Origin of the sequence: Eubacterium sp. 14-2, from assembly GCF_000403845.2 — a bacterium.
Lineage (GTDB): Bacteria > Bacillota > Clostridia > Lachnospirales > Lachnospiraceae > Petralouisia.
Genome location: NZ_KE159568.1, coordinates 1,340,893 through 1,366,418, shown reverse-complemented (window position 1 = coordinate 1,366,418; position 25,526 = coordinate 1,340,893). Strand labels below are relative to the sequence as shown.

Below are 25,526 nucleotides of genomic sequence, written 5' to 3'. Positions count from 1 at the left end.
CTTGACAGTAAAGTGTTTATTAAAATTTAAACATAGTAATTATATCGTTAATCTGAAATAGTTATAGATAAGGTAAAAGACGTTGTACCATGAAATTGAAAACATCAGTTAGGGAAGCAGAGATTCGAGAGAGTCCCTGCTTTTTTGTGTGCAAAATTAAATTCATCACTTGACAATGTTGCATAGATTTCCCTGCTTTTGTGCTTGTATAGGAAGATTCCTCCAGATTTCCTATACAAGTACAGATGATTATGCGCAGCTTGCGGAGATGATGTTTATTGCTACGCAACCCGCTCGCGCGCGGAGAATGCGTATAACACATTCTTTTTTATATTAATATTGATAGCCTGCAAATAAAAAGTCAATAGTAAATTGATGATTTTAGGCAAAAAGTTTTACGCGAGATTTTGAATATTGAAATAAGACCACCGATATTCGCTGGTCTAAAATAAGGGTAAGTATAGCTGGTTATTCTGAAAGAGTTGAAAGGTATTCTTTCACTCTGCCATAGTAGATGCGCAGGAACTTGTTTGCGCCAGCGGCCATATAGACGTAGTAAGGTTTTCCTTGTGCCCGTTTTTTATCCATAAACAGGTAGACTGGGTCATCCTGTGGTTTTGTCTTGATAAGAGCATCCATGACCTGAAACAGGGTCTTTCGGAGTGCGCCCGAGCCTCTCTTAGAGGCATGAACACTTTTTTGTTCATAAGAACCGGATTCATTGACTCCAGGATCAACGCCTGCAAAAGCTGTGATGGCTCCTTTATGGGTAAAGCGGGAAACATCCCCAATCTCAGCCATGAGCTGTGGACCAAGGGACTTACCAACCCCTTTCATAGCCATTACTACAGGATATTCCGGCAGCTTGGAAGCGGCTTCATTCATCATGGTTCGAAGCTGCTCAACAGTCTGGGAGGCGGTATTTAACTGGTCAATCGCCTGTTTGATGATAAGCTTTGTTAAATCATCCTTAGGAAGTACAGAAACAAGCTCCTTTGCTTTTCCATAGATTTCTTCGGCCTTCGACTGGCTGAAGTTGTACTTCTTTCTTTTGCACCACTTCTGATAGTGGTCTACAAAGACTTTTAGAGAAATTTTGCGAACACAATCTACATGCCAGAAAGTAGCTGCGAAATCCACCCATTTTTGGCTTCCGTCTTCGCGGGCGGGACTGTCAAAATAGGTGTTTGCACCCGGATACGTCTGATCAAGGATGCTGATGAGGTTGTTTTTCATGGCGGTTTTGTGTTTTAAAAGAAAAATCAAACTGGCGGTTCATGGTCTTTAATTGATTATGTATTTCGTCCATAAGGCCATACTGTTTCAATTCCGTCCAGCTGTCAAGAGTATAGCGGGCGATTTTTACCGCATCTGCCTTATCAGATTTAACCTTGCGAAGGGAATTGTCGCTGAAGTCTTTGATAAGTTTGGGATTTACGGCACTGACAAAAAGCCCGGATTTAGAAAGTTCATGGATGAGAGGTTCATAGTAACGTCCCGTGTGCTCCATGACAATACGGGATTCTCCGTCAATGGATTTGATGTGCTCAATTAGAGAATAGATACCACTGGCTGTGTGCCTGACTTCAAATGGCTTTGAAACAATCTCGCCATATGGGCGAAGGATAGCCACCATGCTTTTACCTTTGGAAACATCAATACCTACTGCGTTCATAAACTTGCCACCCCTTAAAATTTGATAATGCAATGGATAAATACCAGTTTTACTCATTGCCTATTCCATCTACTGTGGCGTGACACGAACGTACCGGTAGGCAGTTCAACCTGCATAAAACGAACGCTGCGAATGAGGAGCTGGTTATCAGTCTATCAAACGGACGCGAAGTCCAAGATTGGAAGCCGATATACCGATTGCTCCATCATTATAACAGCTTAAGCAACAAGATGGATAATTCCTTACTGGCTGTAAGGGGTATTAACCATAAATACATTGTAGTAGAATTGTAAAGCTCCAATCAGGCATACTATTTATATATCCGCGACGAATTCGCGACCACTTCGCGCCGGATTTCGCGTTAAACTTATTATACCATAATCGCTTTGCGATATGGTATGGTGACCTATGCCACTCCGCTTTGCTCCGGGCAGTATCATGTCGACAGACATGATACTTTGTTTACACTTTAATTAATCAAAAAGCCACAAAAAAAACACCGTCCCCGATGCTCACAGTCATCAAAAACAGTGCTTTCAGTGCGCCTCCAGGGGCTCGAACCCTGGACACCCTGATTAAGAGTCAGGTGCTCTTCCAACTGAGCTAGAAGCGCATATCTACATCTTTAACACGAAATATATTATATAATAAAAATTTTAGAAATGCAAGAACTTTTTTAATTATTTTTTAATATTTCATAATGATTTGGTTACAGGTATTTACCGTGAATCTCAGAGTCTGAAGGAATATATCTTGACACAGGAACAGGAAAAGAGTAGAATTGTACTAATCAAATAATACAATGAGCAGTTCAAAATTCTGTGAATGAGTCACAGGTCTGCAGTATGGGATACTGAATTGCTCCAGTATAATATAAGGAGAATAATCTATGAAAAAAGCAACAAAAAATGTACTGATTGCAGTTGTTCTGTTATTGGCAGCTTTTCTGTATTACTATATTACAATTCCGGCAATTAATATCCATTCTGTGGGAACCTGGTGGTTTATTATTATAGGAACCGTAGTGATAACACTGCTGCTTTCTGCAAAAAAAGCATGGAAAGATAACAATAAAGTGAAAATTGGAAAGGGAATTGTTCTGGTAGATATTAAGTCTACCGGAATAGCAAAAATTGGTTTTCTTATCACAGGTGTGCTTCTGATCATTCTGGCTGTGGGAGCTTTTCTTTCCTCTCCGATTATCAATGCCAGGAAATATCAGAAACTGATGACAGTGGAAGAACGGGATTTCGCGGAAGATATCAGTCAGGTGGATTACAATACAATTCCAATTCTGGATAAGGATTCCGCAGCTCTCCTGGGAGACCGGAAAATGGGAAGTATGGTGGACATGGTATCTCAGTTTGAGGTGGCCAATGATTACAGCCAGATTAACGTAAATAACAAACCTGTTCGGGTATCGCCTATGGTTTACGCCAGCCCGGTGAAATGGTTTACCAATCAGAAAGAAGGAATTCCGGCTTATATTAAAATTGATATGGCAACCCAGGATACGGAATGTGTGAAATTAAGTGAAGGAATTAAATATTCCAAATCAGAATATTTTAACCGAAATATTTACCGTCACCTGCGGTTCCGTTATCCGACTTATATTTTCGGAGAACAGATTTTCTTTGAAATTGATGATGAAGGAACGCCTTTCTGGATTTGTCCTGTGAAAAAATTCAATATCGGACTTTTTGGAGGAGAGACCATTGGAAATGTGGTTCTCTGTAATGCCATTACCGGAGAGTGTACCGATTATAAAATTGAGGATGTTCCTCAGTGGGTGGACAAAGTATTTCAGGCAGAGCTTCTGATGGAGCTTTATGACTATAACGGGACTCTGAAACATGGATTTTTCAACAGTGTACTGGGACAGAAGGACTGTCTGAAAACGACGGACGGATACAACTATATTGCACTGGAAGATGATGTATGGGTATATTCCGGTGTAACCAGTGTCAGCGGAGATCAGTCCAACGTGGGATTTGTGCTGATGAATCAGCGTACCATGGAAACACGTTTTTATAAAATTGAGGGCGCAACTGAAAAATCAGCCATGTCCTCCGCACAGGGACAGGTACAGAATCTCGGCTATCAGGCCACATTTCCGCTGCTTTTGAATATTTCCGGTGAGCCTACCTATTTTATGGCATTAAAAGATGATGCAGGACTGGTAAAAATGTATGCCATGGTAAATATTCAGAAATATCAGTGGGTGGCTACGGGAGATTCTATCAGAGAATGTGAAAAAGCCTACAGTCAGTTACTGAAAACAAACGGAATTACTGCAGGGGCCGGTACGGAAGGAAAAACCATGTCCGGGAAGATTGCAAATCTTATGCCGGTAAATATAGAAGGAACCACTCATATTTATATGGCTCTGGAAAGAAAAGAGGAAATATTCGATATAGATTTGTCTAATACGGATTTGCTTGATATTATAAAATATAAAGAAGGAGATACCATTCAGATTACTTATCTGGAAGGTGATAATCCTGCAAAGGTTACAGAAATCAAATGATAAAACAGGGAGGAAAACAATGTATCAGACAGTGTTGTTTGATTTGGACGGTACTTTAACAGATCCAGGTGTGGGAATTACCAATTCTGTAATGTATGCATTGAAAAAGTACGGAATTGAAGTCTCGGACAGAAGAGAATTATATAAGTTTATCGGGCCGCCCCTGCAGGAATCCTTTGAGAGTTTTTATGATTTTTCAGAAGAAAAAGCCAGGGAAGCAGTCAGTTATTACCGTGAACATTACAGTAAAACCGGAATTTTTGAAAATAAAGTTTATGAAGGGATGGAAGAAACTCTGAAAAAACTGAAAAATTCCGGTAAGAATCTGGTAGTTGCCACCGCAAAACCGGAACTATTTGCAAATCAGATTCTGGAACATTTCCATCTGAGCCGGTATTTTTCTTTTGTGGCCGGTGCAAATATGGATGGAACCAGAACCAGGAAAGAAGAAGTGATTGATTATGCACTGAAATCCTGCGGAATTTCGGAACATTCACAGACAGTTATGGTGGGGGACCGGAAGCATGATGTTCTGGGAGCAGCCAGGTTTGGAATTGATACCATAGGGGTGCTCTATGGTTATGGAACCAGAGAAGAACTGGAACAGGCCGGGGCCGCTTATTTCGCAGAACGCCCGGAAGATATCTGCCAGTTTGTTATTCCGTAATATTCAGATGTGAAATCAGATTGGAGGAAATGATGAATATAAAAGACAGATTTTTAAAATATGTGTCTTTCTGGACCACGTCGGAAGATGGAAAAGATGTGATTCCCAGTACCGACAGGCAGTTTCTGCTGGCAGATGAACTGGCAGCAGAATTGAAAGATCTTGGCCTTGAGAAGGTAATAAGAGATGAGCATTGTTATGTGTACGGCCTGCTTCCGGCAACGGAAGGATTTGAAAATATGAAAGCCATGGGATTTATTGCCCATATGGATACCGCACCTTCTTTTTCCGGAAAGGAGATCAAACCTCAGATTATTCCCGGTTACGACGGGAAAGATGTGGTTTTGCCGGGAACCGGAGATGTAATCAGAGTCAGTGATTTTCCCCATCTTTCCTCATTAAAGGGAAGGACATTGATTACCACAGACGGTACAACTCTTCTGGGGGCAGATGATAAAGCCGGAATTGCAGCGATTATCACATTGGCAGAAGAAATCATGGAGGAAAACATCCCTCATGGAGATATCTGGATTGGTTTTACTCCGGATGAAGAGGTGGGGGCCGGAGCTGACCTCTTTGATCTGGATTATTTTAAGGCAGATTATGCCTATACGGTAGACGGAGATTACGAAGGAGAAGTGGCATATGAGAATTTTAATGCATCTTCCGCTCATTTTACAGTAAAAGGTGTGAACGTTCATCCGGGTTCTGCTAAAAATATTATGGTAAATGCAGCTGCCATTGCCTGTGAGATACAGGGAATGCTGCCGGGGCAGGAAACGCCGGAACATACGGAAGGCCGGGAAGGATTTTACCATCTGGAAGATATGAGGGGAGATGTAAATGAGGCTCACCTGGAGTATATTGTTCGGGATCATGATGGGGAACTGTTTGAAAAACGTCAGCAGGTTCTCCGTGATATAGAAGCAAAAATGAATGAAAAATACGGTGCAGGAACGGTTTCTCTGAGCCTGAAGGAAAGTTACCGGAATATGCTGGAAGTCCTTAAGAAGAATTTCTTTGTGGTGGAAAAAGCAAAGGAATCCATTGCAGCAGCCGGAATGGAGCCGGTTTCCCTTCCAATCCGGGGCGGTACAGATGGCGGAAGACTGAGCTTCATGGGACTTCCCTGTCCGAATCTTGGAACCGGAGGTTATGCTTTTCACGGGCCGAAAGAACATGTGACAGTGGAAGGAATGGAAGCTGTGGTGAAAGTAATGAAAGGAATTGTGGAACGGCCGGTGGAAAAGAAGGAATAAAGTGGATAGAAGAATGTCAGAAACAGACAAAACCTGGAATACTATCGCAGAAAATATAAGGAGCTAACCCATGATAACACCTGAATTATTAAAACCGGGAGATTCCGTGGCAATTGTAAGCCTTTCCAGTGGAATGCTGGGAGAGGAATTCTGCAGCCACAGTATTGAAATCGGCACAGAAAGGCTGAAGAAATTTGGGTTAAGGCCTGTATTTATGCCAAATTCCCTGAAAGGAATTGAAGCTCTGAAAGAGAATCCAAAGCTGCGGGCAGAGGATTTGAAACTTGCCTTTCTGGATGATTCTATTCAGGGGATTATCACTGCAATCGGCGGAGACGATACATACCGGTTACTGCCGTATCTGATGGAGGATAAAGCATTTGTCCGGGCTGTGAAAGAGACGCCGAAACTGTTTCTGGGATTTTCTGATACAACGGTAAACCATTTGATGTTCCACCGTTTAGGACTGCAGACTTTTTACGGACAGTCTTTCATCTGTGACATTGCCGAGCTGGCTCAGGAAATGCTTCCTTACACCAGAGAAGGATTTATGAGCTGTTTACGTGGTTTTCAGTGGGTAAAACCCAGTGAATTATGGTATGAAGAACGAAAGGATTTTTCCAGAGCAGCCATTGGAACAGACCGTATTACTCATAAAGAAATCCATGGGTATGAACTGCTTTGCGGAAGACCGTATTTTGAAGGGGCACTGCTGGGAGGATGTCTGGAGAGCATCTATGATATGCTGAAATCTTCCAGATATCCCGATGAAGGTGAGATATGCCGGAAATACCGTATTTTTCCGGAGCAGGCAGAATGGAAAGGAAAGATTATGTTTCTGGAAACCTGTGAGGAAAAGCCGGAACCGGAACTTCTGTACAGGGAATTAAAAGCGGTGGAAGAAACCGGAGCTTTTGAAGTGATAAACGGAATAATCTTCGGGAAACCTCAGGATGAACAGTATTATGAAGAATATAAAGAGATTTACCGTGAAATGTTTGAAAGACGCAGTATTTCTGTATTGTATAATGTGAATTTCGGACATGCCCTGCCCAGAGCCATACTGCCTTATGGGGCAAAAGTCCGGGCAGACAGCAAAAACCAGGAGATTGTATTTATATAAGAATTATCAACGGAATAATGGGCCGGAGTGTCTGGCCGGCCAGGCAAAAATGTGCAATCCCCTTAAAACCAGGAGATTGCACATTTTGTTCCCTTAGCGGACCTGTCCGCTTTGTTCTAATCAGTAAATTTTACTGCAGTGCCATAGGCGATTACTTCGGCAGCTCCCTGCATAATTGCAGAAGAAGCGTAACGGATATTTACAATAGCGTCAGCGCCGAGTGCCTCTGCTTCTTCCACCATACGTTTGGTGGCGAGGGCTCTTGCATCGTTCATCATATCATTGTAGGCTTTTAATTCACCGCCTACGAGAGTTTTAAAACTCTGGCTGATATCTCTTCCGATATTTTTGGACTGGATGGTGCTTCCCTTTACCAGGCCAAGCATTTCAAGTTCTTTTCCCGAAATATAATCAGTATTTACCAAGATCATCTTCTTCACCACTCCTTATTTCCTGTATTCTTTCCACTAAGTTATAAACTGAAACTCCCATGAGAGCCAGCAATGCCAGAAGGATTAAGACTTTTATAATACCGGGGACGGGCATAAAAGTACACAGGAAAAAGTAAGTCATCAGAATCATCACCAGGATAACAGTAATAAGAACCGGTGCAATTAATTTTGAACTTTTCATCATTTCCTCCCTTCTGTATATACAGTATACGCCTTTTTTTACCTGGATGCAATCAGTTTGCAGATGGGATTACCCATGGCGGAAAAACGTTCTTCATATTCGGTCATAATATTTCCCCTGTTCATGATTTCATCCCGGTGCAGATCTCTGGTACAGCCATCCAGTTTCCAGCCGGCTTCTTTTACTTCCTCCAGAGAGAAATCAAATAAATCCTGATTGTCCGTCTTAAATTCCACGCGGCCTTCTTTTTCCAGAATCAGGTTGTAACGGGAAAAAAACTGGCGGGAGGTCAGCCGGCGTTTGGCATGGCGGTCTTTGGGCCATGGGTCGGAAAAATTCAGATAAATCCGTTCCGTTTCTCCCGACTGGAAAATATCGGTAATTGTTTCCGCATCCATACGGATAAAGCGGATATTTTCCAGAGGTTCTTCTTCCATTTTCTGAAGTGCCCGCAGCAGAACGCTGGAGTATTTCTCAATTCCAATATAATTGATCTGTGGATTTTCTCTGGCCAGCGTCATAAGAAATCTGCCTTTTCCCATGCCGATTTCAACATGAATGGGATGGCTGTTTCCGAAAATCTGGTGCCAGTTTCCTCTGAGCTGTTCCGATTCCCGGATACACCAGCGGTTTTTCGCAATGGCTTCCCTGGAGCCGGGTATATTTCGCAATCTCATAAATACCTCCGAAAATAGTCATAATGAATATATCATATCATATTTTTATGAATTTACAACTGCCACTTTTCCATTTCCGGAATTGAACTGTACTCTGCAATATGGTATACTATACTGGAATTGTAATAAAATTGTAAAATAAATGAGATATTTTAGAAATCCCTGTAGAAGAAAAACGGTACTTAAGGAGAAAATTTCATGAAAAGAAGAAGAAAATGGACAGGTCTGGCTCTTGGGATTGTGAGTCTCCTGCAGATAAATCTGTTACCGGTTCAGGCAGAAGAATACTGGCCGGAGGGGCCTCAGATCGAAGGTGAATCAGCTATTGTAATGGAGGCATCCACAGGAACTGTCTTATATGAAAAAAATTCCCATGAGCAGTCCTATCCTGCAAGTATTACAAAAATAATGACGGCTCTGCTGGCGGTGGAAAACAGCAATCTGGATGAAGAGGTTGTATTTTCCAAAAATGCTGTTTATAAAACAGAAGGTTCCGGAATTTCCAGAGATGTGGATGAAGTTATGAGCATGGAAGAGTGTCTGTATGGTCTGATGCTGGCATCGGCCAATGAGTGCGGATATGCCATTGCGGAGCATGTGGGAAAAGATTACGAAGATTTTATCAATATGATGAATACCAGGGCAAAAGAGATGGGATGTAACGATACCCATTTCAACAATCCCCATGGACTGCCGGATGAAGAACATCTGACCAGCGCTTATGACATAGCGACTATTTCAAAAGAGGCTCTGAAAAATGATATTTTCCGTATGATTGTCAGTACAAAACGGCATACCATTCCTCCCACCAACAAGCATGAGGAAGAGACGTATCTGGTGAATCATCACAAAATGCTTACCAATTATCAGGGAGACAGCAGCCATCTGTACGAGTACTGTATCGGAGGAAAAACGGGATATACCAGCGTGGCGGGAAGTACCCTTGCCACATATGCGGAAAAAGACGGTATGACGCTGATTTGTGTGGTGACCAGAGAGCAGGCTCCCAATCATTATCTGGACACCAGAACTTTGTTTGACTATTGTTTTGAAAATTTCCAGCTGTGGAATGTGGCGGAACATGAAAATAGTTATGACAGTGAAATCAGGGAAAATAAGATATTTGAAAATGAGGAATCCTTTGTAGGACTGAACGAGGAAGGCTGTATCGTACTTCCAAAGGCGGCGGCCTTTACGGATGCGGTACCTGAGGTAGAAGAAGTGAAAGATTCCAAAGAGGTAATCGGCAATATCCGTTATACCTATGCAGGCCGTGTGGTGGGAGGCACGGAAATTGAAATTACCGGCGCAAAAGTATCAGAATTTACCTTCCGGAAGCAGAAAGAGCCGGAAACAGAAAAGACCGGAAAAGAAAAAAAAGTACTTAAAATTAATGTAAAGTATATTATTGTCGGAGTTCTCGCAGTGATACTTCTTGCAGGAATCGGATTTGGAATTTACCATTTTGTGGATAATTACTATCTGATTAAGTATAAGCTGGAGTGCAGAAGACAGCAGAAAATGAGTTTTAAGGAGATAAAATTCAGAAAAAGGAAACATCGGAAGTAACTTTCAGGAATAAATGTGATGGTGGATGACAATGAAATATAAAAAATTATGGAAATTTATGTTAATTTTGCTTATGAGTACCGTGTTACTGATTCCGGCGCCGGCAGTGTCTGCTGTGGGCCAGAAGCCTGCAGAATGGGAAAATCAGGAAAGGGCGGCAAATACAGATGGATTTGAAATAGAAAATGGAGTATTGAAAAAATATACCGGAAAAGCGGAACATGTGGAAATTCCAGGGACGGTGACCAGTATCGGAGATCTTGCATTTTCTGAATGCGAAAATCTGAAAAGTGTTGTAATTCCAGGAACGGTAAAAAGTATTGGAAATTCCGCATTTTATGGTTGTGAAACTCTTACTGATGTGGTACTGTCAGAAGGAGTGGAAAGTATCGGGAGTTTCGTTTTTTATGCTTCAGGTATCAAAAGTGTTGCCATTCCGGGAAGTCTGAAAAAAGTAACAGACAGTGCATTTATGGCGTGTAAATCTTTAAAACGGGTTACCATGGCAAAAGGAGTAAAGGAACTGGGATCTGCCGTATTTAACGGTTGCAGCTCGCTGGAGGATGTGGAGATTGCAGAAACTGTTACAGTAATTGGAAGCAAGGCCTTTAGTTCCTGTACCAGTCTGAAAAGTATTACCATTCCAAAGGGAGTCAGAACCATTGGAAACATCGCATTCCAGATGTGTACGAATCTTACGTCTGTATTCATTCCGGAAACAGTAACCGAAATGGGAAATGATGTATTTAAAAACTGCAGCAAACTGACTGTTTATGGGAAAAAGGGCTCCTATATAGAATCCTGGGCAGAAAAAAATAAAATTCCCTTTGGCAATGTAAAAAATATTTCCGGCTGTAAAATTACAGTTAATCCCGACTCCTATATCTTTGACGGGAAAGAAAAAACGCCTGAAGTTACCATAAAGGATGGAAGTGAAACCTTAAAAGAAAAAACAGACTATATGCTGGAATATCGTAATAATATCAATCCGGGGACAGCCAGAGTGATCGTTACCGGAAAAGGAAAATATACGGGTACTGCAGAGGAAACCTTTACAATCAAAGAAAAGGATAAAAAATACCAGACACTGGATTACAGAAAAAGTTATGATAAAACCTATGGAGACAAAGATTTTAAGCTGAATGTAAAAGTGAAAAGAGGAGATGGAAGTCTTACTTATAAAAGCTCCGATAAAAAGGTTGTAACAGTTGACAGCAAAGGAAAAGTTGCTGTCAGAGGAACGGGAATTGCCATCATTACAGTAAAAGCAAAAGAAACAGAAAATTACAGTGCAAAAAGCGTAAAGATTACAGTTAAAGTAAAGCCAGCGAAGGAAAGCATAAAACCTCTGAATGTTCAGAACGGGAAGAAATTAAAAGTTACCTGGAAGAAGGATAAGAGAGCGACAGGTTATGAAATCCAGTACAGTACAGACAGTAAATTCAAAGATAAAAAAGTTACGGAAAGTATTTCTGTCAAAAATAAAAATATTACGTCCAAAACCATTTCAAAGCTGAAAGAGGGCAGAAAATATTATGTAAGAGTACGGTCTTATAAGACAGTTAAAGTAAACGGAAAATCACAGAAACTGTACGGAAAATGGAGTGACAGAAAAAGCGCGAAAATATAATAAGGTAGCTGTTAAGAACAGATTTCAGACTGTGAGGAAAAAGAATCTCATTAATGGAGATTCTTTTTTATTCATAATTGACAGGGAAACTGGATAAGAATATAATAAAAACATACGTTTATCACCAGATAAGAACAGAAACAGGATGGAAAAAATGGACGAAGGAAGCAGAGTTTATCAGGTACCGGAGATGAATCTGGCTGCGGGACACGGAGCGGAAATAATAATACAGAAGATTGCAAATGCTTTACTGGGAGAAAAATTGCTTCTCAGAAATGATATTTATCTGAAAGAAGACTGGTATCAGAAGATTCTGGTGAATCATCTGGAATTTTTTTCTCCGGAGGAAGAAGTTGCAGATATAGTGGAAATACTGGAGAGTCTGTTTACTCTGGAAACTGAGGAGAACCGGCCGGCAGAAAGTGCAGCGGAATCAGAAACCTTTTTGGAATTCCAGGAGAATCTGCAGAAACCGGAGGAAGAATTTTTGGAGCCGGAAAATGGATTTGAGGAGCCGGAAAATGGATTTGGGGAGCCGGAAGAAGAATTACCGGAGTCCGAAAACAGATTTGAGGAACCGGAAGAAGAATTACCGGAGCCGGATTCTGAAATGGCTCAGGAAGAAGAAAACAGTCCGGATCATGAACAGCAGGAAGAACTTCATGTGGTTCTCTGCAGAAAGCAGGAAGAACGCTGGGAAGAAGGGGAAAAAAATCCCCGGATTCATCTGAAAATAAGAAAAAGGCCTTTTCATATTCCCTTTGAAATTGAAATTATTCCCTATAGAGGAAAAGTCAGCCAGTTTCAGGAAAAGGTATTCCAGGGGGTATTGCAGAAAGGGCAGGAAGTTACCTATTACATGTTTACACTGGAAGAATATATATCCAGAAGTTTTTATGAAATTATGGATAACCTGGAGTTAATCGGTAATTTGTCCTGGTACAGGGAAATTTATGATATTCTCATAAGGGAAGTTATCATAGGAAAAAAGGTGTCTCAGACTTTTGGACAGCTTCTGCTGGAATGTCCCATACCCTCGCTGAAGACCCGTCTGGATATCATCAACGAATATGAAGATTATGGGTACATGCAGAAAAGATGGGAAATCCAGAGCAGACGGGAAGGGATAAACTCCCCTCAGTGGAATCAGGTGATACAGCTTCTGGTGAAATTTTTCACACCTGTTCTGGAAATGGTTCTGAGAGATGAAATTTTTATCGGGGACTGGATCCCGCAGTTTGGCAGATATTTGGATTAAAGGGGAGGATTTATGTCAGTAGAGTCAGTGTTAAAAACAGTAGATGATTTGGTGTGGGGAATTCCCCTGATTGTGTTGATTCTGGTGGTGGGAATTTTTCTGACGGTTCGGCTTAAAGGCCTTCAGATCCGCCGCCTTCCTCTTGCAATACGCAACCTGGTTTCCGATGAATCATCGGGACAGGAAGGAGAGGTATCCGGTTTTGGAGCCCTGTGTACAGCTTTATCTGCCACCATTGGAACGGGAAATATTGTGGGAGTTGCCACAGCGCTGGTGGCAGGCGGGCCGGGAGCATTATTTTGGATGGTAGTAGCGGCTGTTCTTGGTACGGTTACCAAATATGCAGAATGTATGCTGGCCATTAAGTACCGTGTAACTGCAGAAGACGGACATGTGGTAGGAGGTCCCTTTTACTATATTGAACGCGGCATGGGAAAAAACTGGAAATGGCTGGGAAAGGTGTTTGCTTTTTTTGGTGTGGGCGCCGGACTTCTGGGAATTGGAACTTTTACCCAGATTAATGGAATTACCGGAGCCGTAAACAGCTTTTTTGACCCCAATAACCAGTGGACGGTATCACTGTTCGGAAGAGAATATTCCTGGACTGTGGTGATTGCAGGAGTGGTTCTGACAGTTTGTGTGGCTCTGGTGGTAATTGGCGGGATCCAAAGGATTTCCGGTGTGGCACAGGTACTGGTGCCTTTGATGGCAGCTACTTATATTACAGCAGCTTTGCTGATACTTGTCTTTCATGCCAGTGAAATTCCGGCAGCTTTTGTGACCATTGTACAGAGTGCTTTTGGAATGAAGGCCGCTGCCGGCGGCGCACTGGGCGCCATGATGACAGCCATGCAGAAAGGTGTTGCCAGAGGAATTTTTTCCAATGAGGCCGGGCTGGGAAGCGCTCCCATTGCCGCCGCCGCGGTACAGACAGAGGAGCCGGCGGCTCAGGGGCTGGTTTCCATGCTGGGCACCGTTATAGACACCGTAATTATCTGTACCATGACGGGGCTGACCATTGTGATCACTGATACATGGAATATCGGACTGGACGGAGTGGATGTCACCACAAAGGCCTTTCAGACAGGGCTGCCTTTTGCACCGGCAGTTTCCTCTTTTATCCTGATGGTATGTCTGGTATGCTTTGCATTTACCACCATTCTGGGATGGAACTATTACAGCGAAAAGTGCCTGGAGTACCTTACGGGCGGAAGCCGGCAGGCAGTGAAAACTTATCGCTGGGTTTACATACTCTGTGTGTTTATCGGACCATTTATGACCGTTTCCGCGGTGTGGACCATCGCAGACATTTTTAACGGACTGATGGCTGTTCCCAATCTGATTGCCATTATTGCCCTGAACGGCGTGGTGGCGGCAGAGACCAGACAGTATCTGAAAAAGGTGGATAAATGGGGGTAGTTTTCCATAATCCGTACAGGAACAGAAAGAGTCTACATAATCTGTGCGAGAATTACGCTGGCAATGGTGCCGATTAAGGTGGCAAACAGCGCTCCTGCCAGAGTATAACGAGTTTTCTGCACTTTGGCTGTCATAAAGTATACGCTCATGGTATAGAAAATCGTTTCGGTACAGCTCATCATAATTGAGGTTATGGTTCCATAGTAGGAATCCGGTCCGTATTCTTTAAAAATATCAATAACCAGTCCGGTAGCGGCAGAGGAAGAAAACATTTTTACCACGGAGACGGGAACAAGGGCTGCAGGAAAATGCAGAGGCTCTGTGAGGAATCCAAGACCTGCGGACAGCAGATCCAGGAACCCTGAGGCCCGCAGAATCCCAACGCCCACCATCAGGCCAATCAGGGTGGGCATAATGCCGATAACAGTCTGGAATCCGTCTTTTGCACCTTTGATAAAATCATCATATACATGGTGATGGTTTAAAATGCCGTATCCCACAATCAGAAAAATAAGAAGTGGAATCATGGCGTCTGACAGAAAAAGGAGAATTTTCAATGGAAGATTCCTCCTTTTTTCTTTTTGTGGGGAACAATTTGTTCCCGGCGGGGCGGACTGCTGTTATATGCAGAAGGCCGTTTTTCCGGCAGCAGATACATGAATTTTGCAAACACTATACCGGCCAGAGTGGAAAAACAGGTGGCGATTATGGCAGGCCCCAGGATAGCCGCAGGGTTAGTGGAACCGTACTGGCTGCGGTAGGCAATCATGTTGACGGGAATTAACTGAAAGGAAGAAACGTTCAGGATCAGAAAGGTGCACATGTCTTTACTGGCAATTTTGCTGTGATGGTTCAGTTCCCCCATTTCTTCCATGGCTTTCAGTCCCGCAGGAGTGGCGGCCCAGCCAAGTCCGAACACATTGGCAATAATATTTGTGGATATGTACTCATTTGCTTTGTGGCCCTTTGGAATTCTCGGAAACATAAAGCGAAGCAGCGGATTCAGCATACGGGTGGCGCCGGAGATAATGCCGCAGCTTTCTGCAATTCGCATCAGGCCTACCCACAGGGACATTACACCCAGCATGGTGATGCAGAGAGCCACGGCCTCTTTGGAAGAATCCAGTGCGGCATTGGTGACGTCCGGGAGATTTCCGGTGAATGCGGCATAGAGAATGCCAATGATAATCATAAAGCCCCATAAATAATTCAGCATAGTATCAGTTCTCCAGAAAATACAGTTGTTTATATCTTATGCATGGAAAAGAAAAATGTGCTGGTCCTGGGAAAATATATGAAATGGCCGGAGTTTCTATTGACGTACGCATAAACGTACGTTATAATAAATGTGACATGTAAAATCTCGTCATTACAGATAAAGTATACAATTTATATGATAAAATAAAGACATTACTTATACGAAAATGAACGAGAGATAATTAATATACAAAGGAACAATATAAAAGATTACACTGCAAAAATCAGAAAAGGAGATTTTATAATGTCAACAATAAATATTACAACAGCAAGAAAGGATCTTTATAATCTGGTAGAGAACGTGAACCTTTACAGTGAACCTGCGTTAATTGTTGGAAAAAAAGGAAATGCAGTTCTGTTATCAGAGGACGACTGGAATGCAATACAGGAGACGTTGTATCTGAATTCTGTAGAAGGTATGGCGGAATCCATTGTGAATGGAGCAAAAACGCCTGTGGAAGAATGCATTTCAGAAGATATGGTAGAATGGTAAATGTATAAGATTGTTTTTGAGAAGCAGGCATTGAAAGATCTGGAAAAATTAAAAATTTCCGGTCTTTCGGAAAAGGCCAGAAAACTGGTGGATATTATCAGAGAGAATCCATATCAGAAGCCGCCTCGATATGAAAAGCTGGTTGGAAATCTGGATGGATTATATTCCAGACGTATCAATATACAACACCGCCTGGTATATCAGGTATACAAGGGGCCAATAACAGTTGATGGTTTACAGTACCAGGGGCTTATAAAAATAATTCGTATGTGGACACATTATCAATAGGAAAACATCTGATTCCCAGTCTTAAAAAGCTGCAGGTTCTTATAATTTATACACCGGGGAGAGGCCTGTTTATACGGAATAAATCAGTTCAAAGGAGGTATCCTGTGGATAACTATAATACAATCAATGAAGTTCTGGTAAAACTTTTTAATGAAATCATGGATATAGAGGAAAAAGCAATTATCACAGAGGAATACAGGGATATCTCCAATAACGACATGCATGTGATAGAGGCCATTGGCAAAGGTGAAGCAAAAAGTATGTCCACAGTGGCCAGAGCTCTGTCGGTAACGGTGGGTACGCTGACCATTGCCATCAATAATCTGGTGAAAAAGGGATATGTCAGCCGGGTGCGCAGCGAGGAGGATCGCCGGGTTGTTCTGATTTCACTTTCCAGGAAAGGTGAAAAGGCATTTGATCATCATAAAAAATTTCATGAGGAGATGGTTCAGGCAACTTTAAAGGGTATGAAAGAGGAGCAGATTGAAGTTCTGGTGCAGGCGCTTAAGAATTTGAGCGGGTTTTTCCGGGGATATGGGAAGTAAAAAAATTTTCAAGATGCCATCCTGAAAATAAATCCATTACAGGAAAATTTCATGTAATATGATTTCCTGTAATGGATTTATATCATTATACGGATTAGGGTGTCAAAAGGGTGCGCCGCACCAAAGGTGCTTTTGACACCCTAATCTTATACGGAAATGTGCAGTACAATCGTTGCAATTTTAAAATAAATCAGGATAGAGCAGATATCCACAATGGTGGAAATCAGAGGCGCCGCCATCAGCGCAGGGTCCAGATGGATATGTTCTGCAATCAGAGGCAGGGAACAGCCAATGAATTTTGACAAAATAACAATGGCGATCAGTGCAAAAGCAATGACAAAAGCCATTTCCAGATCTCCATACTGAATGTAAATCCGCAGTCCGTTTACCACTGCCAGAACGGTACTTACCAGAATGGCAATCCGGAATTCCTTGAAGATAACTTTTGCAATATCTTTGAATTTAATCTCATCCAGCGCCAGTCCGCGGATCATCAGAGTAGAACTCTGAGAGCCGCAGTTTCCCCCTGTTCCGGTAAGCATGGGGATGAAAGAGACAAGCAGTGGATAAAGTTTGAAGGATTCCTGATAATGGGTGATAATAGAACCGCTTACGGTGGCAGACAGCATCAGCACCAGCAGCCAGGCAATACGGCTCCTGGCATGGGAAAAAGCAGAGGTGTTGAAATAACTGTCTTCCGTAGGAGTCATAGCTGCCATTTTGGTAATATCCTCGGTATTTTCTTCCTGCATAACATCCATGGCATCGTCAAAGGTGACGATGCCCACCAGACGTTCTTCTTTATCTACCACAGGGATGGCCAGAAAATCATATTTGTTGAATATTTTGGCTACGTCCTCTTTATCTTCGTGGGTGTCCACAGAAATGACGTTTGTTTCCATAATGTCCTCAATCTGCATGGAATCTTCTGCCATCAGCAGATCTTTTACGGAAACCATACCGATTAATCTGCGGTGTTCCGTAACGTAGCAGGTATAAATGGTTTCTTTGTTTACAGCTGTGTGGCGAATCCGGCTGATGGCAGCTCCCACGGTCATTTCTTTTTTGATATTTACATACTCAATGGTCATCAGGCTGCCGGCGCTGTCTTTTGGGTAGTTGAGCACCTGATTAATCATTTTCCTGGTTTCTTCATCGGTGTTGCGCAGGATTCTGGCCACCACGTTTGCAGGCATTTCTTCGATCATGTCTACGGTGTCATCCAGAAAAATATCGTCCATAACAGCCCGCAGTTCCCGGTCTGTCAGGGTGTTAATCAGCGTTTTCTGCATTTCCCGGCTCATATAGGAAAAACTGTCTGCAGCCTCCTCTTTGGGGAGCAGACGGTAGAGCAGAGGAATTTCCTTTTTGTCCATTTCGTCGAACAAAAGGGCAATATCGGCAGAATTCAGATTATCCAGCATCTGCCGCAGCAGGGAATACTTTCGTTCTTCCAGCAGCCGTTCCGCCAGGCTGTGGATTTCTTCTGTTTCCATTTCCACAAAATCCAGCTTTTCCAGGTTGATGTTATCCGTAGTTCCCATAAAAATCCCTCCTTTGCTCTGTGTGATTTTCTGTAGTATGCTTCGCTTTTCGCATATTATAACATACTCTTTTAGCGATTACCAGGCAGTTATTTGCATAACCGGGGAAATGTCCACATAAGATGAAAAGAATATACCGCAGAAAGCGTGTTTTTCTATGGAAAAAAATTTTTTCAGAAAAAAGTCTGCTGTTACGAAAACCGGAAAAAGAATACTTCTTTTTCTGCTGTCTGCTGTGTTCCTGTGTCTGCAGACAGGATGCCAGGGAGCACAGGGAACCAGAGAGGATTTTTCGGCATATCTGGAACAGATTTTTCAGTCGGAAATGACAGCAAGTACCCTGAATATGCATTACAATCTGGCCCACCCGGAAAATTATGGTATTTCCGACTATAAAGTTACATACGGCAGTGTTTCTGCGGATGACCGGGAAGAAACAGGGGCTGTGCTGGAAAACTGGAAGAAAAATCTCAAAAAATTCCGGAAAAAGGATTTGTCCGTTTCCCAGCAGATGACATACGATATTATGATGGATTATATTGAGGATGAACTTCCGGCAGGAAAATTCAGTCTGTATCGGGAAATTTTAAAACCTTCTACCGGATTTCAGTCTCAGCTTCCGGTACTGCTGGCAGAATATACTTTTTACGACGAAAAAGATGTGCAGGACTATCTGGAACTGATGTCTGCTACCCCGGATCTGTTTTTGCAGATTATGGAAGTGGAGCGCAGAAAAGCCGCACAGGGACTGTTTATGGCAGATTTTGCGGTGGAAGATATTGTAAGCCAGTGCAGGAATTTTATTCAGGAACCGGAAAACAATTATCTTCTTTCTACTTTTGACGACCGGGTGGATGAGGCAGAATTTCTGACGCCGGAGCAGGCGGAAACTTATAAAGCTGAAAATCGTCAGATTGTGACGGGAGAGCTGATACCCGCCTATGAAAAACTGGCAGAAGATTTGCTGAAATTAAAAGGTTCCGGCAAAAATACCGGCGGTTTGTGCGGCCTGGATGGGGGAAAGGAGTTTTATGAATATCTGGTAAAAGATACCACAGGGTCAGATATGTCCGTACAGGAAATGCAGGCTCAGACAAAGGCTCAAAGAAAACAGGACCTGGAAGCACTGGCGCAGATATCCGTAAAGTATCCGGATATCGGAAAAAAATGTACCAGTTATCAGCTTCCCACGGAAGATCCGGAACTGATCCTGAAAGATTTACAGAGTAAAATGCAGCAGGATTTTCCGGCTCCTCCCCAGGTTTCTTTCACCATAAAGGAGGTGCATCCATCTCTGGAGGAATATACAGCGCCGGCTTTTTACCTGACGCCTCCTATTGATGATATTTCTCAAAACTGTATTTATATCAATAAATCAAAGGGTGATGAAAAAATGCAGCTCTATACCACCCTTGCCCATGAGGGATTTCCGGGCCATCTCTATCAGAATGTGATGGAGAGAAGCTGCGGTCTGGAGCCGGTCCGCAGCCTGTTCGGGAGCAGCGGTTATGCGGAAGGATGGGCCACCTATGTGGAAATGCAGTTTTATTATTACGCAGATGTTTCTCCGGAGGTGGCGGCATTTCTTCAGAAAAATCAGTCCGCGCTGCTGAGTCTTTATGCCAGTGCGGATTTGGGAATTCACTATGACGGATGGACTCTGCGGGATACCATTGACTTTTTTGCAGGATACCAGATTACGAATAAAAATGTGATTCAGGAAATCTATCAGCTGATTGTGGAGGAACCGGCTCACTATCTGAAATATTATATTGGCTATCTGGAATTTCTGAATCTGAAAGAGTATGCCATGAAGCAGTATGGAGAAAATTACAGTGATTATAAATTTCACAGCGCTCTGATGAAAATGGGAACAGCACCTTTTGAGATTTTGAAAAAATATCTGACGGTATACTGGAATGCATAAAACTTTCGGAAGGTATAACCTGCGGGCCATGCAGATGATATGGCTTCTGTCTGTCAGAAGAATAACTGGAACAAAATAAAACGGGATGTTGCAAACTGACCTGCAAAGGACTGTCTGCAATATCCCACTCTCTTTCCCACTCCGTTAATAAAAATCTTTTTCAATTATCTTAACTAAAAATAAAAAGAATAAAGAATTTATAAACTATAATAATTATGCTACAAATTTCAAATTTTGTCAAGTTTTTTTATTTTTCGGTATTCTTTTGTTCTAACAGCATTCCATACACATCACGTTTGGAAATACCCCGGTCTTTTGCCACCATCTTCATGGCTTCTTTTCGGGAGATACCCTGGCTTTCATACTTCTGCATGTGTTCTTCAAGAGGGATGGATTCCCAGCTTAACTGCTGTTCTCTGAGAATCTGCTGCTGATTTTTTCCCTGAATAACCAGGACAAATTCCCCCCGGGGTTCCTGTTCTCTGTAATAAGAAACTGCTCCGGAAATGGTGGTGGAAAAAATGGTTTCGTATTTCTTGGTAAGCTCCCTGCAGAGGGTAACAGCCCGGTCTCCCAGCGTTTCGTACAGCTCTTCCAGTGTTTTCACCAGATGATGGGGCGCTTCATAAAGGATAATGGTGCGGGTTTCCTGCCGGAGGGAATCCAGGATGGCGGCCCGTTCTTTTTTCTCTCTGGGCAGAAAGGCTTCAAAGGCAAAGCGTCTGGTGGAAAGGCCGGACACAGTAAGGGCTGTAATACAGGCGGCCGGCCCCGGCAGAGAGGTAACGGAAATACCGGATTCATGACAGATACGCACCAGATCTTCTCCTGGATCAGAGATGGCCGGAGTTCCCGCATCGGTAATCAGAGCGATATTCTGTCCCTGCCGCATTTTTTCCACAAGCTGATATGCTTTTTCTGTTTTATTGTATTCATGATAGCTGGTCATGGGGGTTTTTATGTGGAAGTGGTTCAGGAGCTTTATGGAATTGCGGGTGTCTTCCGCTGCAATCAGGTCCACTTCCCGTAATGTTCTTAAAACCCTTATGGTAATGTCCTCCAGATTTCCAATGGGAGTTGCGCATAGATATAATTTGCCCTGCATGGTGAGTTCCTTTCTAATAGCCGTAAATATCATAGATTTCGTCGGTGTATACACCAGGTTCCCGGTAGACGATTAAAGGTTTTTCCACTGTAATCCTGGGCTTTCCGCCCCGCAGCCCTTCGATAAGTACCATGTTGGGCTCTTTATCCACAAAGGGATGTACCATCTGCATCCGTTTTGGCTCCAGTCCGTATTGGTGCATCAGCACCATGATTTCTGTCAGGCGAAAAGGGCGGTGCACCATGTAGAAACGTCCCTGGGGCTTTAAAATGCAGGCGCTTTCCCGGATCACGTCCTCCAGATTGCAGAGAAGTTCGTGACGGGCAATGGCTTTGGCCTCGTTGGGATTGGTCAGGCCATGGTGATCTGTCATATAGGGGGGATTGGTGGTTATCACATGAAAAGAAGATGCTCCAAACTGTTTTGAAGCATCTTTGATATTGCCGGTTTCTATGGTGATTTTATCTTCCAGATGGTTGTATTCTACGCTGCGCCTGGCCATATCCGCACTTTCCGGCTGAATTTCCAGTCCGGTAAAATGTTCCCCCTGGGTTTTGGCCTCTAACAGGATAGGGATGATGCCCGTTCCGGTGCCCAGATCCAGAACGCTTTCCCTGGGCCTGACTCTGGCAAAACCGGACAGGAGTACCGCGTCCATGCCGAAGCAGAACTTCCGGGGATTCTGGATAATAAAATATCCGTTTCGGTGCAGCTCGTCCAACCGTTCATGTTCCAGTAATGTTACAGACATAGTGTTCTCCACAGATTATGTTCCAGCAGTGCTGCAGATTAATGGGTGTCGTCAATTTTGGATTTGCCTTTATCCTCCAGTGCGGAAAGCTCCTTTAACTCTTCAGCGGAAAGTTTCAGATGTTCTTTTCTGCGTTTCGGCCTGAAGCGAAGCTGTTCCACTTTGTATTCCCGGATTTCCTTTTCATCTTCGGTTTCCACAATTACTTTGACAGTCTGGCGCAGGACGCTGACACTGTGAACCTCTCCCTTTAATTTGTCGTCGGTGGTAACATAATCACCCACATTGGGAAGACGGCTGTTAAGGTATTCGTAAGTTTCCTCTTCATTTTTCAGGCAGCACATAAGCCTGCCGCAGACTCCGGATATTTTGGAAGGATTCAGGGAAAGATTCTGTTCCTTGGCCATTTTAATGGATACCGGCGCAAATTCCGAGAGAAAGGTATTGCAGCAGAGGGGCCTGCCGCAGATGCCGATTCCGCCTAAAATCTTGGTTTCATCCCGGACCCCGATCTGGCGGAGCTCAATGCGGGTACGGAATACAGAAGCCAGGTCCTTGACCAGTTCCCGGAAATCAATTCTTCCGTCGGCAGTAAAATAGAACAGCAGTTTGTTATTGTCAAAGGTGTACTCTGCGTCTACCAGTTTCATTTCCATTTTGTGTTTCTGTATTTTTTCCAGGCAGATTTTAAATGCATCCTTTTCCTTCTGCCGGTTTTTTGCTTCAATTTTTTCATCCTCGGCGGTGGCCACCCGGATTACGGGCTTTAAGGGCTGAACTACCCTGTCCGGTTCCAGCTCCCTGGGAGGAATCATTACCGTGCCGAATTCCACGCCTCTGGCTGTCTCTACGATGACATGGTCGCCTTCGGCTATGGTATAATTTTTGGGGTCAAAATAATATATTTTTCCGGCTGTGCGGAATCTGACTCCAACTACTTTTATCATATTTAATTCTCCTTTATGGTCAATAGCAGCAATTCCATTACCAGTTCAAAACTGACATTGGCGTTCAGGCGGATTTTTGCCTTATCCAACGCTTTGATAATGAGTTCAATTCCTTCATAGGAACTTTTGCTTGCCTGTTTTTTTATGTCATAAACTTCATCCTTAAAGATCAGATGATTGGCGTCTGAAGTAGCTTTATAGAAAAGAACATCCCGATACCATATGGTCATAATATCGAAATAATCGTTGATTTCCAGTTTGTAATTGCCGATATGTTTTACCGCTTCCATCATTTCGTACAGGTCTATTTCCCGCACCCGTTTTAAAAGCTGGAGGGCGGCATTTTTTATCTCGTTAAAATCTTCTGATTCTGCAAGCTGAATGGCCTTCCCCACATTCCCCTGGGCAAAAGCGGTGCAGATGTCGGCTTTGTAATCCGGCAGTTCGTACTTTTCCATAAGAAAGGCACGGATTTTCCTATCCGGAACCACTTTCAGATTCAGAGTAATACAGCGTGACTGAATGGTGGGTAGAAAAGAGGCCGTATTGGTGGTCAGAAGCAGGATGATACCGTAAGCAGGGGGCTCTTCGATGGTTTTCAGCAGAGCATTCTGGGCCTGCAGATTCATTTTTTCCGCTTCATCCACAATGTATATTTTATAGGGAGAAGCATAAGGCTTTACGGAAATATCGCTGTTAATCTGCCTGCGGATATCGTCTACGGAAATGGTATTGGGCTTTTCGTGCTGCAGATAAATAATATCCGGCTGGCTGCCGGAAAGAGCCTGTTTGCAGGAATGACATTCCATGCATCCTTCCCCGGTGTGTTTTTCACATTGCAGAGCCATGGCAAAACTTTTCGCCAGAGCCATTTTCCCGGATTTGTCCGGTCCATGGAAAATCCAGGCATGGGAAACTTTGTCTTTGGAAATTACATTCTGCAAATGTTCTATAATCTGTTCATGTCCGATGATACTTGAAAAGCCTGCCATAAAAATTCCTCATTTCGGTTGAAGGTTAATGTGTATCAAAATGTATATGCTCTGTTCTTCTTCTGTGGGTTTTCGTCAGGTGGAAATGTCCAGAAGCAGACCGCGGATTTCTCCCACTTTGCTTAAAATGGCAAGATGGTCTTTTTCGTCTTTTACCAGTTCGCTGGCAAGGTCATCCAGATTTTTGTCCACCAGCTTGACAATTCCGTAAACCCGGTGTCTGCCCCGGCGGTCCAGAAAGTTTTCTCTGGAAAATTTGTGGGAACGGTTTACCACTTCATTCAGGAAATCTTTGACCAGTTCCCTGTATTTTTTCATATCCCGGATATCCATGTGTTCGGAGAGCTTTTCTCCCTGAGCGGTAATATCACTCATGAGACCGTTCAGTTTTTCCTGCAGTTCTGCTTCCTCCACCTGGCTTGCCAGGGTAAATTTAAAGCTGCCGTCGCCTTTTTCCACCGGCTGCGAAGGTTCTGCCGGCTGAACAGCAGTGACAGAATCTACTTTGAGTGCCATGGAATCACCTGCCTTTCTGTGTTGTATTATAATATATTATCGGTTTTTTCTCTGTAGTTGTAAAGTGAAAAATATTTCTTTTGGGGCTCAGGATGAAGTAACTTTATCCATATTTGCCTTTATAAAGGAAATGATGTTTTCTGTACAGATTTCCAGATCGTGATTGGAAAAGGAAAGAGTGATTCCGGCTTTCTGCAGATTTTCCTGGGAAAAGTCTTTTTCATCAGCCAGAAACCGGCGGCACAGTTCTGTGTATCCGGGCACTGTCTGGAGACGTTCCCGGTTCAGGGCCCGTTGAAGGCGTTCTCCGTCTTCCAGTTCAATATAAATGGGAACCAGAGTATCCGGGCCGAAATATGACCGGAGTTTTTTGAAAGATTCCAGTGTGCCGATCAGCAGATAGTTATGGCGTTCCAGATGAATCTGGTGGTCGTTTACCGTAAAATATTTCCAGATACCGTGCACGGTTTCATAGGAGCGAAGTTCAATGATTTTTCCCTGGCGTTCCAGTTCCTGCTGCTGTGATTCTGTCCGAAAATAATATTCCACGCCTTCTGTCTCTCCGTCCCGCATGGGCCTTGTGGTGTAAGGCACAAGGGTATGCAGAGGGAGAGAGGGGTCTGACAGAATCCGTTTGTACAAAGTATCTTTCCCGCATGAGCTTTTTCCCATTAAGCAAAATATTTTTCCCATGGCTGTCCTCTGATTTTGATTACTGAGATAA

Annotated in this window: 24 protein-coding genes, 1 tRNA gene and 1 pseudogene; 12 read left to right on the top strand and 14 right to left on the bottom strand. The window is 43.1% G+C overall.

From position 1 onward, the window contains the following. Nucleotides 1-468: 468 nt before the first annotated feature. Nucleotides 469-1,675, bottom strand: a pseudogene (locus C805_RS23140) (IS110 family transposase). Between the two features lie 540 nt (nt 1,676-2,215). Beyond that, nucleotides 2,216-2,288: transfer RNA gene (locus C805_RS23135), tRNA-Lys, on the bottom strand. A gap of 276 nt (nt 2,289-2,564) precedes the next feature. Between C805_RS23135 and C805_RS23130 the strand changes: the two genes are divergently transcribed. The 4 genes from C805_RS23130 (at nt 2,565) to C805_RS23115 (ending at nt 7,251) form a co-directional block, all read left to right on the top strand. After that, nucleotides 2,565-4,202, top strand: a complete 1,638-nt coding sequence (locus tag C805_RS23130; RefSeq protein WP_016216467.1) for a hypothetical protein — start codon at nt 2,565-2,567, stop codon at nt 4,200-4,202. A 19-nt stretch (nt 4,203-4,221) separates the two neighbouring features. After that, nucleotides 4,222-4,869, top strand: a complete 648-nt coding sequence (locus tag C805_RS23125; protein ID WP_016216466.1) for an HAD family hydrolase — start codon at nt 4,222-4,224, stop codon at nt 4,867-4,869. A gap of 32 nt (nt 4,870-4,901) precedes the next feature. Continuing rightward, complete coding sequence (pepT, locus tag C805_RS23120; protein WP_016216465.1) at nt 4,902-6,128, top strand: peptidase T; 1,227 nt, start codon at nt 4,902-4,904, stop codon at nt 6,126-6,128. Between the two features lie 70 nt (nt 6,129-6,198). Continuing rightward, nucleotides 6,199-7,251, top strand: coding sequence for a S66 family peptidase (locus C805_RS23115; protein WP_016216464.1), 1,053 nt, complete (start codon nt 6,199-6,201; stop codon nt 7,249-7,251). Between the two features lie 116 nt (nt 7,252-7,367). On the opposite strand, the gene C805_RS23110 is transcribed toward C805_RS23115, so the two are convergent. Genes C805_RS23110 through trmB form a run of 3 tightly spaced genes read right to left on the bottom strand, consistent with a single transcriptional unit; the run spans nt 7,368 to nt 8,561 of the window. Then, nucleotides 7,368-7,682 (bottom strand): YbjQ family protein, encoded by a 315-nt coding sequence (locus tag C805_RS23110; protein ID WP_016216463.1) that lies wholly within the window; start codon nt 7,680-7,682, stop codon nt 7,368-7,370. Then, entirely contained in the window at nt 7,663-7,887 is a 225-nt protein-coding gene (locus C805_RS23105) for a hypothetical protein (protein WP_034775842.1), read from the bottom strand. Before C805_RS23105 ends, C805_RS23110 begins: the two co-directional genes overlap by 20 nt. 35 nt (nt 7,888-7,922) lie before the next feature. Beyond that, entirely contained in the window at nt 7,923-8,561 is a 639-nt protein-coding gene (gene trmB / locus C805_RS23100; RefSeq protein ID WP_016216461.1) for a tRNA (guanosine(46)-N7)-methyltransferase TrmB, read from the bottom strand. Nucleotides 8,562-8,759: 198 nt separating this feature from the next. Here trmB and C805_RS23095 point away from each other — a divergent pair, with 198 nt between their 5' ends. The 4 genes from C805_RS23095 (at nt 8,760) to C805_RS23085 (ending at nt 14,437) form a co-directional block, all read left to right on the top strand. After that, on the top strand, nt 8,760-10,130 hold the full coding sequence (locus tag C805_RS23095; protein ID WP_016216460.1) for a D-alanyl-D-alanine carboxypeptidase family protein: 1,371 nt from the start codon (nt 8,760-8,762) through the stop codon (nt 10,128-10,130). Nucleotides 10,131-10,161: 31 nt separating this feature from the next. Continuing rightward, the gene (locus C805_RS25535; RefSeq protein WP_022751453.1) at nt 10,162-11,760 is read left to right on the top strand and encodes a leucine-rich repeat protein; all 1,599 of its coding nucleotides are present in this window, start codon (nt 10,162-10,164) and stop codon (nt 11,758-11,760) included. Between the two features lie 154 nt (nt 11,761-11,914). Further along, nucleotides 11,915-13,018, top strand: coding sequence for a hypothetical protein (locus tag C805_RS23090; protein ID WP_016216458.1), 1,104 nt, complete (start codon nt 11,915-11,917; stop codon nt 13,016-13,018). A gap of 12 nt (nt 13,019-13,030) precedes the next feature. Continuing rightward, on the top strand, nt 13,031-14,437 hold the full coding sequence (locus tag C805_RS23085; protein ID WP_016216457.1) for an alanine/glycine:cation symporter family protein: 1,407 nt from the start codon (nt 13,031-13,033) through the stop codon (nt 14,435-14,437). Between the two features lie 32 nt (nt 14,438-14,469). Here the strand turns inward: C805_RS23085 and C805_RS23080 are convergent, their stop codons facing one another. Next, the gene (locus C805_RS23080; RefSeq protein ID WP_016216456.1) at nt 14,470-14,994 is read right to left on the bottom strand and encodes a spore maturation protein; all 525 of its coding nucleotides are present in this window, start codon (nt 14,992-14,994) and stop codon (nt 14,470-14,472) included. Next, nucleotides 14,991-15,653: a hypothetical protein gene (locus C805_RS23075; protein WP_016216455.1), complete on the bottom strand. Its 663-nt coding sequence runs from the start codon at nt 15,651-15,653 to the stop codon at nt 14,991-14,993. Before C805_RS23075 ends, C805_RS23080 begins: the two co-directional genes overlap by 4 nt. Before the next feature lie 285 nt (nt 15,654-15,938). Here C805_RS23075 and C805_RS23070 point away from each other — a divergent pair, with 285 nt between their 5' ends. The 3 genes from C805_RS23070 (at nt 15,939) to C805_RS23060 (ending at nt 17,020) form a co-directional block, all read left to right on the top strand. Then, complete coding sequence (locus tag C805_RS23070) at nt 15,939-16,187, top strand: type II toxin-antitoxin system Phd/YefM family antitoxin (protein WP_016216454.1); 249 nt, start codon at nt 15,939-15,941, stop codon at nt 16,185-16,187. Beyond that, the gene (locus C805_RS23065; RefSeq protein WP_016216453.1) at nt 16,188-16,475 is read left to right on the top strand and encodes a Txe/YoeB family addiction module toxin; all 288 of its coding nucleotides are present in this window, start codon (nt 16,188-16,190) and stop codon (nt 16,473-16,475) included. Nucleotides 16,476-16,579: 104 nt separating this feature from the next. Next, nucleotides 16,580-17,020, top strand: coding sequence for a MarR family winged helix-turn-helix transcriptional regulator (locus C805_RS23060; RefSeq protein ID WP_016216452.1), 441 nt, complete (start codon nt 16,580-16,582; stop codon nt 17,018-17,020). A 146-nt stretch (nt 17,021-17,166) separates the two neighbouring features. Here the strand turns inward: C805_RS23060 and mgtE are convergent, their stop codons facing one another. Further along, nucleotides 17,167-18,564, bottom strand: coding sequence for a magnesium transporter (gene mgtE, locus C805_RS23055; RefSeq protein ID WP_016216451.1), 1,398 nt, complete (start codon nt 18,562-18,564; stop codon nt 17,167-17,169). Nucleotides 18,565-18,721: 157 nt separating this feature from the next. Between mgtE and C805_RS23050 the strand changes: the two genes are divergently transcribed. Then, nucleotides 18,722-20,491 (top strand): DUF885 domain-containing protein, encoded by a 1,770-nt coding sequence (locus tag C805_RS23050; protein WP_016216450.1) that lies wholly within the window; start codon nt 18,722-18,724, stop codon nt 20,489-20,491. A 247-nt stretch (nt 20,492-20,738) separates the two neighbouring features. Here C805_RS23050 and rsmI read toward each other — a convergent pair whose 3' ends face one another. The 6 genes from rsmI to C805_RS23020 form a co-directional block, all read right to left on the bottom strand. Next, on the bottom strand, nt 20,739-21,596 hold the full coding sequence (rsmI, locus tag C805_RS23045; protein WP_016216449.1) for a 16S rRNA (cytidine(1402)-2'-O)-methyltransferase: 858 nt from the start codon (nt 21,594-21,596) through the stop codon (nt 20,739-20,741). A 13-nt stretch (nt 21,597-21,609) separates the two neighbouring features. Further along, complete coding sequence (locus C805_RS23040) at nt 21,610-22,347, bottom strand: tRNA1(Val) (adenine(37)-N6)-methyltransferase (protein ID WP_016216448.1); 738 nt, start codon at nt 22,345-22,347, stop codon at nt 21,610-21,612. Between the two features lie 38 nt (nt 22,348-22,385). Then, nucleotides 22,386-23,294 carry a PSP1 domain-containing protein gene (locus tag C805_RS23035; RefSeq protein WP_016216447.1) on the bottom strand — a complete coding sequence of 303 codons (909 nt, stop codon included), beginning with the start codon at nt 23,292-23,294 and terminating at the stop codon, nt 22,386-22,388. A 2-nt stretch (nt 23,295-23,296) separates the two neighbouring features. Continuing rightward, entirely contained in the window at nt 23,297-24,286 is a 990-nt protein-coding gene (locus C805_RS23030) for a DNA polymerase III subunit (protein WP_016216446.1), read from the bottom strand. A gap of 75 nt (nt 24,287-24,361) precedes the next feature. After that, complete coding sequence (locus C805_RS23025; protein ID WP_016216445.1) at nt 24,362-24,802, bottom strand: YaaR family protein; 441 nt, start codon at nt 24,800-24,802, stop codon at nt 24,362-24,364. An 87-nt stretch (nt 24,803-24,889) separates the two neighbouring features. After that, entirely contained in the window at nt 24,890-25,495 is a 606-nt protein-coding gene (locus C805_RS23020) for a nucleoside/nucleotide kinase family protein (RefSeq protein ID WP_016216444.1), read from the bottom strand. Between the last annotated feature and the right edge of the window lie 31 nt (nt 25,496-25,526).

What these genes read in the sequence shown, in the direction of transcription:
- C805_RS23130 (WP_016216467.1), top strand. Translation starts at nt 2,565, where the DNA reads ATGAAAAAAGCAACAAAAAATGTACTGATTGCAGTTGTTCTGTTATTG.
- C805_RS23125 (WP_016216466.1), top strand. Translation starts at nt 4,222, where the DNA reads ATGTATCAGACAGTGTTGTTTGATTTGGACGGTACTTTAACAGATCCA.
- pepT (WP_016216465.1), top strand. Translation starts at nt 4,902, where the DNA reads ATGAATATAAAAGACAGATTTTTAAAATATGTGTCTTTCTGGACCACG.
- C805_RS23115 (WP_016216464.1), top strand. Translation starts at nt 6,199, where the DNA reads ATGATAACACCTGAATTATTAAAACCGGGAGATTCCGTGGCAATTGTA.
- C805_RS23110 (WP_016216463.1), bottom strand. Translation starts at nt 7,682, where the DNA reads ATGATCTTGGTAAATACTGATTATATTTCGGGAAAAGAACTTGAAATG.
- C805_RS23105 (WP_034775842.1), bottom strand. Translation starts at nt 7,887, where the DNA reads ATGATGAAAAGTTCAAAATTAATTGCACCGGTTCTTATTACTGTTATC.
- trmB (WP_016216461.1), bottom strand. Translation starts at nt 8,561, where the DNA reads ATGAGATTGCGAAATATACCCGGCTCCAGGGAAGCCATTGCGAAAAAC.
- C805_RS23095 (WP_016216460.1), top strand. Translation starts at nt 8,760, where the DNA reads ATGAAAAGAAGAAGAAAATGGACAGGTCTGGCTCTTGGGATTGTGAGT.
- C805_RS25535 (WP_022751453.1), top strand. Translation starts at nt 10,162, where the DNA reads ATGAAATATAAAAAATTATGGAAATTTATGTTAATTTTGCTTATGAGT.
- C805_RS23090 (WP_016216458.1), top strand. Translation starts at nt 11,915, where the DNA reads ATGGACGAAGGAAGCAGAGTTTATCAGGTACCGGAGATGAATCTGGCT.
- C805_RS23085 (WP_016216457.1), top strand. Translation starts at nt 13,031, where the DNA reads ATGTCAGTAGAGTCAGTGTTAAAAACAGTAGATGATTTGGTGTGGGGA.
- C805_RS23075 (WP_016216455.1), bottom strand. Translation starts at nt 15,653, where the DNA reads ATGCTGAATTATTTATGGGGCTTTATGATTATCATTGGCATTCTCTAT.
- C805_RS23070 (WP_016216454.1), top strand. Translation starts at nt 15,939, where the DNA reads ATGTCAACAATAAATATTACAACAGCAAGAAAGGATCTTTATAATCTG.
- C805_RS23065 (WP_016216453.1), top strand. Translation starts at nt 16,188, where the DNA reads ATGTATAAGATTGTTTTTGAGAAGCAGGCATTGAAAGATCTGGAAAAA.
- mgtE (WP_016216451.1), bottom strand. Translation starts at nt 18,564, where the DNA reads ATGGGAACTACGGATAACATCAACCTGGAAAAGCTGGATTTTGTGGAA.
- C805_RS23050 (WP_016216450.1), top strand. Translation starts at nt 18,722, where the DNA reads ATGGAAAAAAATTTTTTCAGAAAAAAGTCTGCTGTTACGAAAACCGGA.
- rsmI (WP_016216449.1), bottom strand. Translation starts at nt 21,596, where the DNA reads ATGCAGGGCAAATTATATCTATGCGCAACTCCCATTGGAAATCTGGAG.
- C805_RS23040 (WP_016216448.1), bottom strand. Translation starts at nt 22,347, where the DNA reads ATGTCTGTAACATTACTGGAACATGAACGGTTGGACGAGCTGCACCGA.
- C805_RS23035 (WP_016216447.1), bottom strand. Translation starts at nt 23,294, where the DNA reads ATGATAAAAGTAGTTGGAGTCAGATTCCGCACAGCCGGAAAAATATAT.
- C805_RS23030 (WP_016216446.1), bottom strand. Translation starts at nt 24,286, where the DNA reads ATGGCAGGCTTTTCAAGTATCATCGGACATGAACAGATTATAGAACAT.
- C805_RS23025 (WP_016216445.1), bottom strand. Translation starts at nt 24,802, where the DNA reads ATGGCACTCAAAGTAGATTCTGTCACTGCTGTTCAGCCGGCAGAACCT.
- C805_RS23020 (WP_016216444.1), bottom strand. Translation starts at nt 25,495, where the DNA reads ATGGGAAAAATATTTTGCTTAATGGGAAAAAGCTCATGCGGGAAAGAT.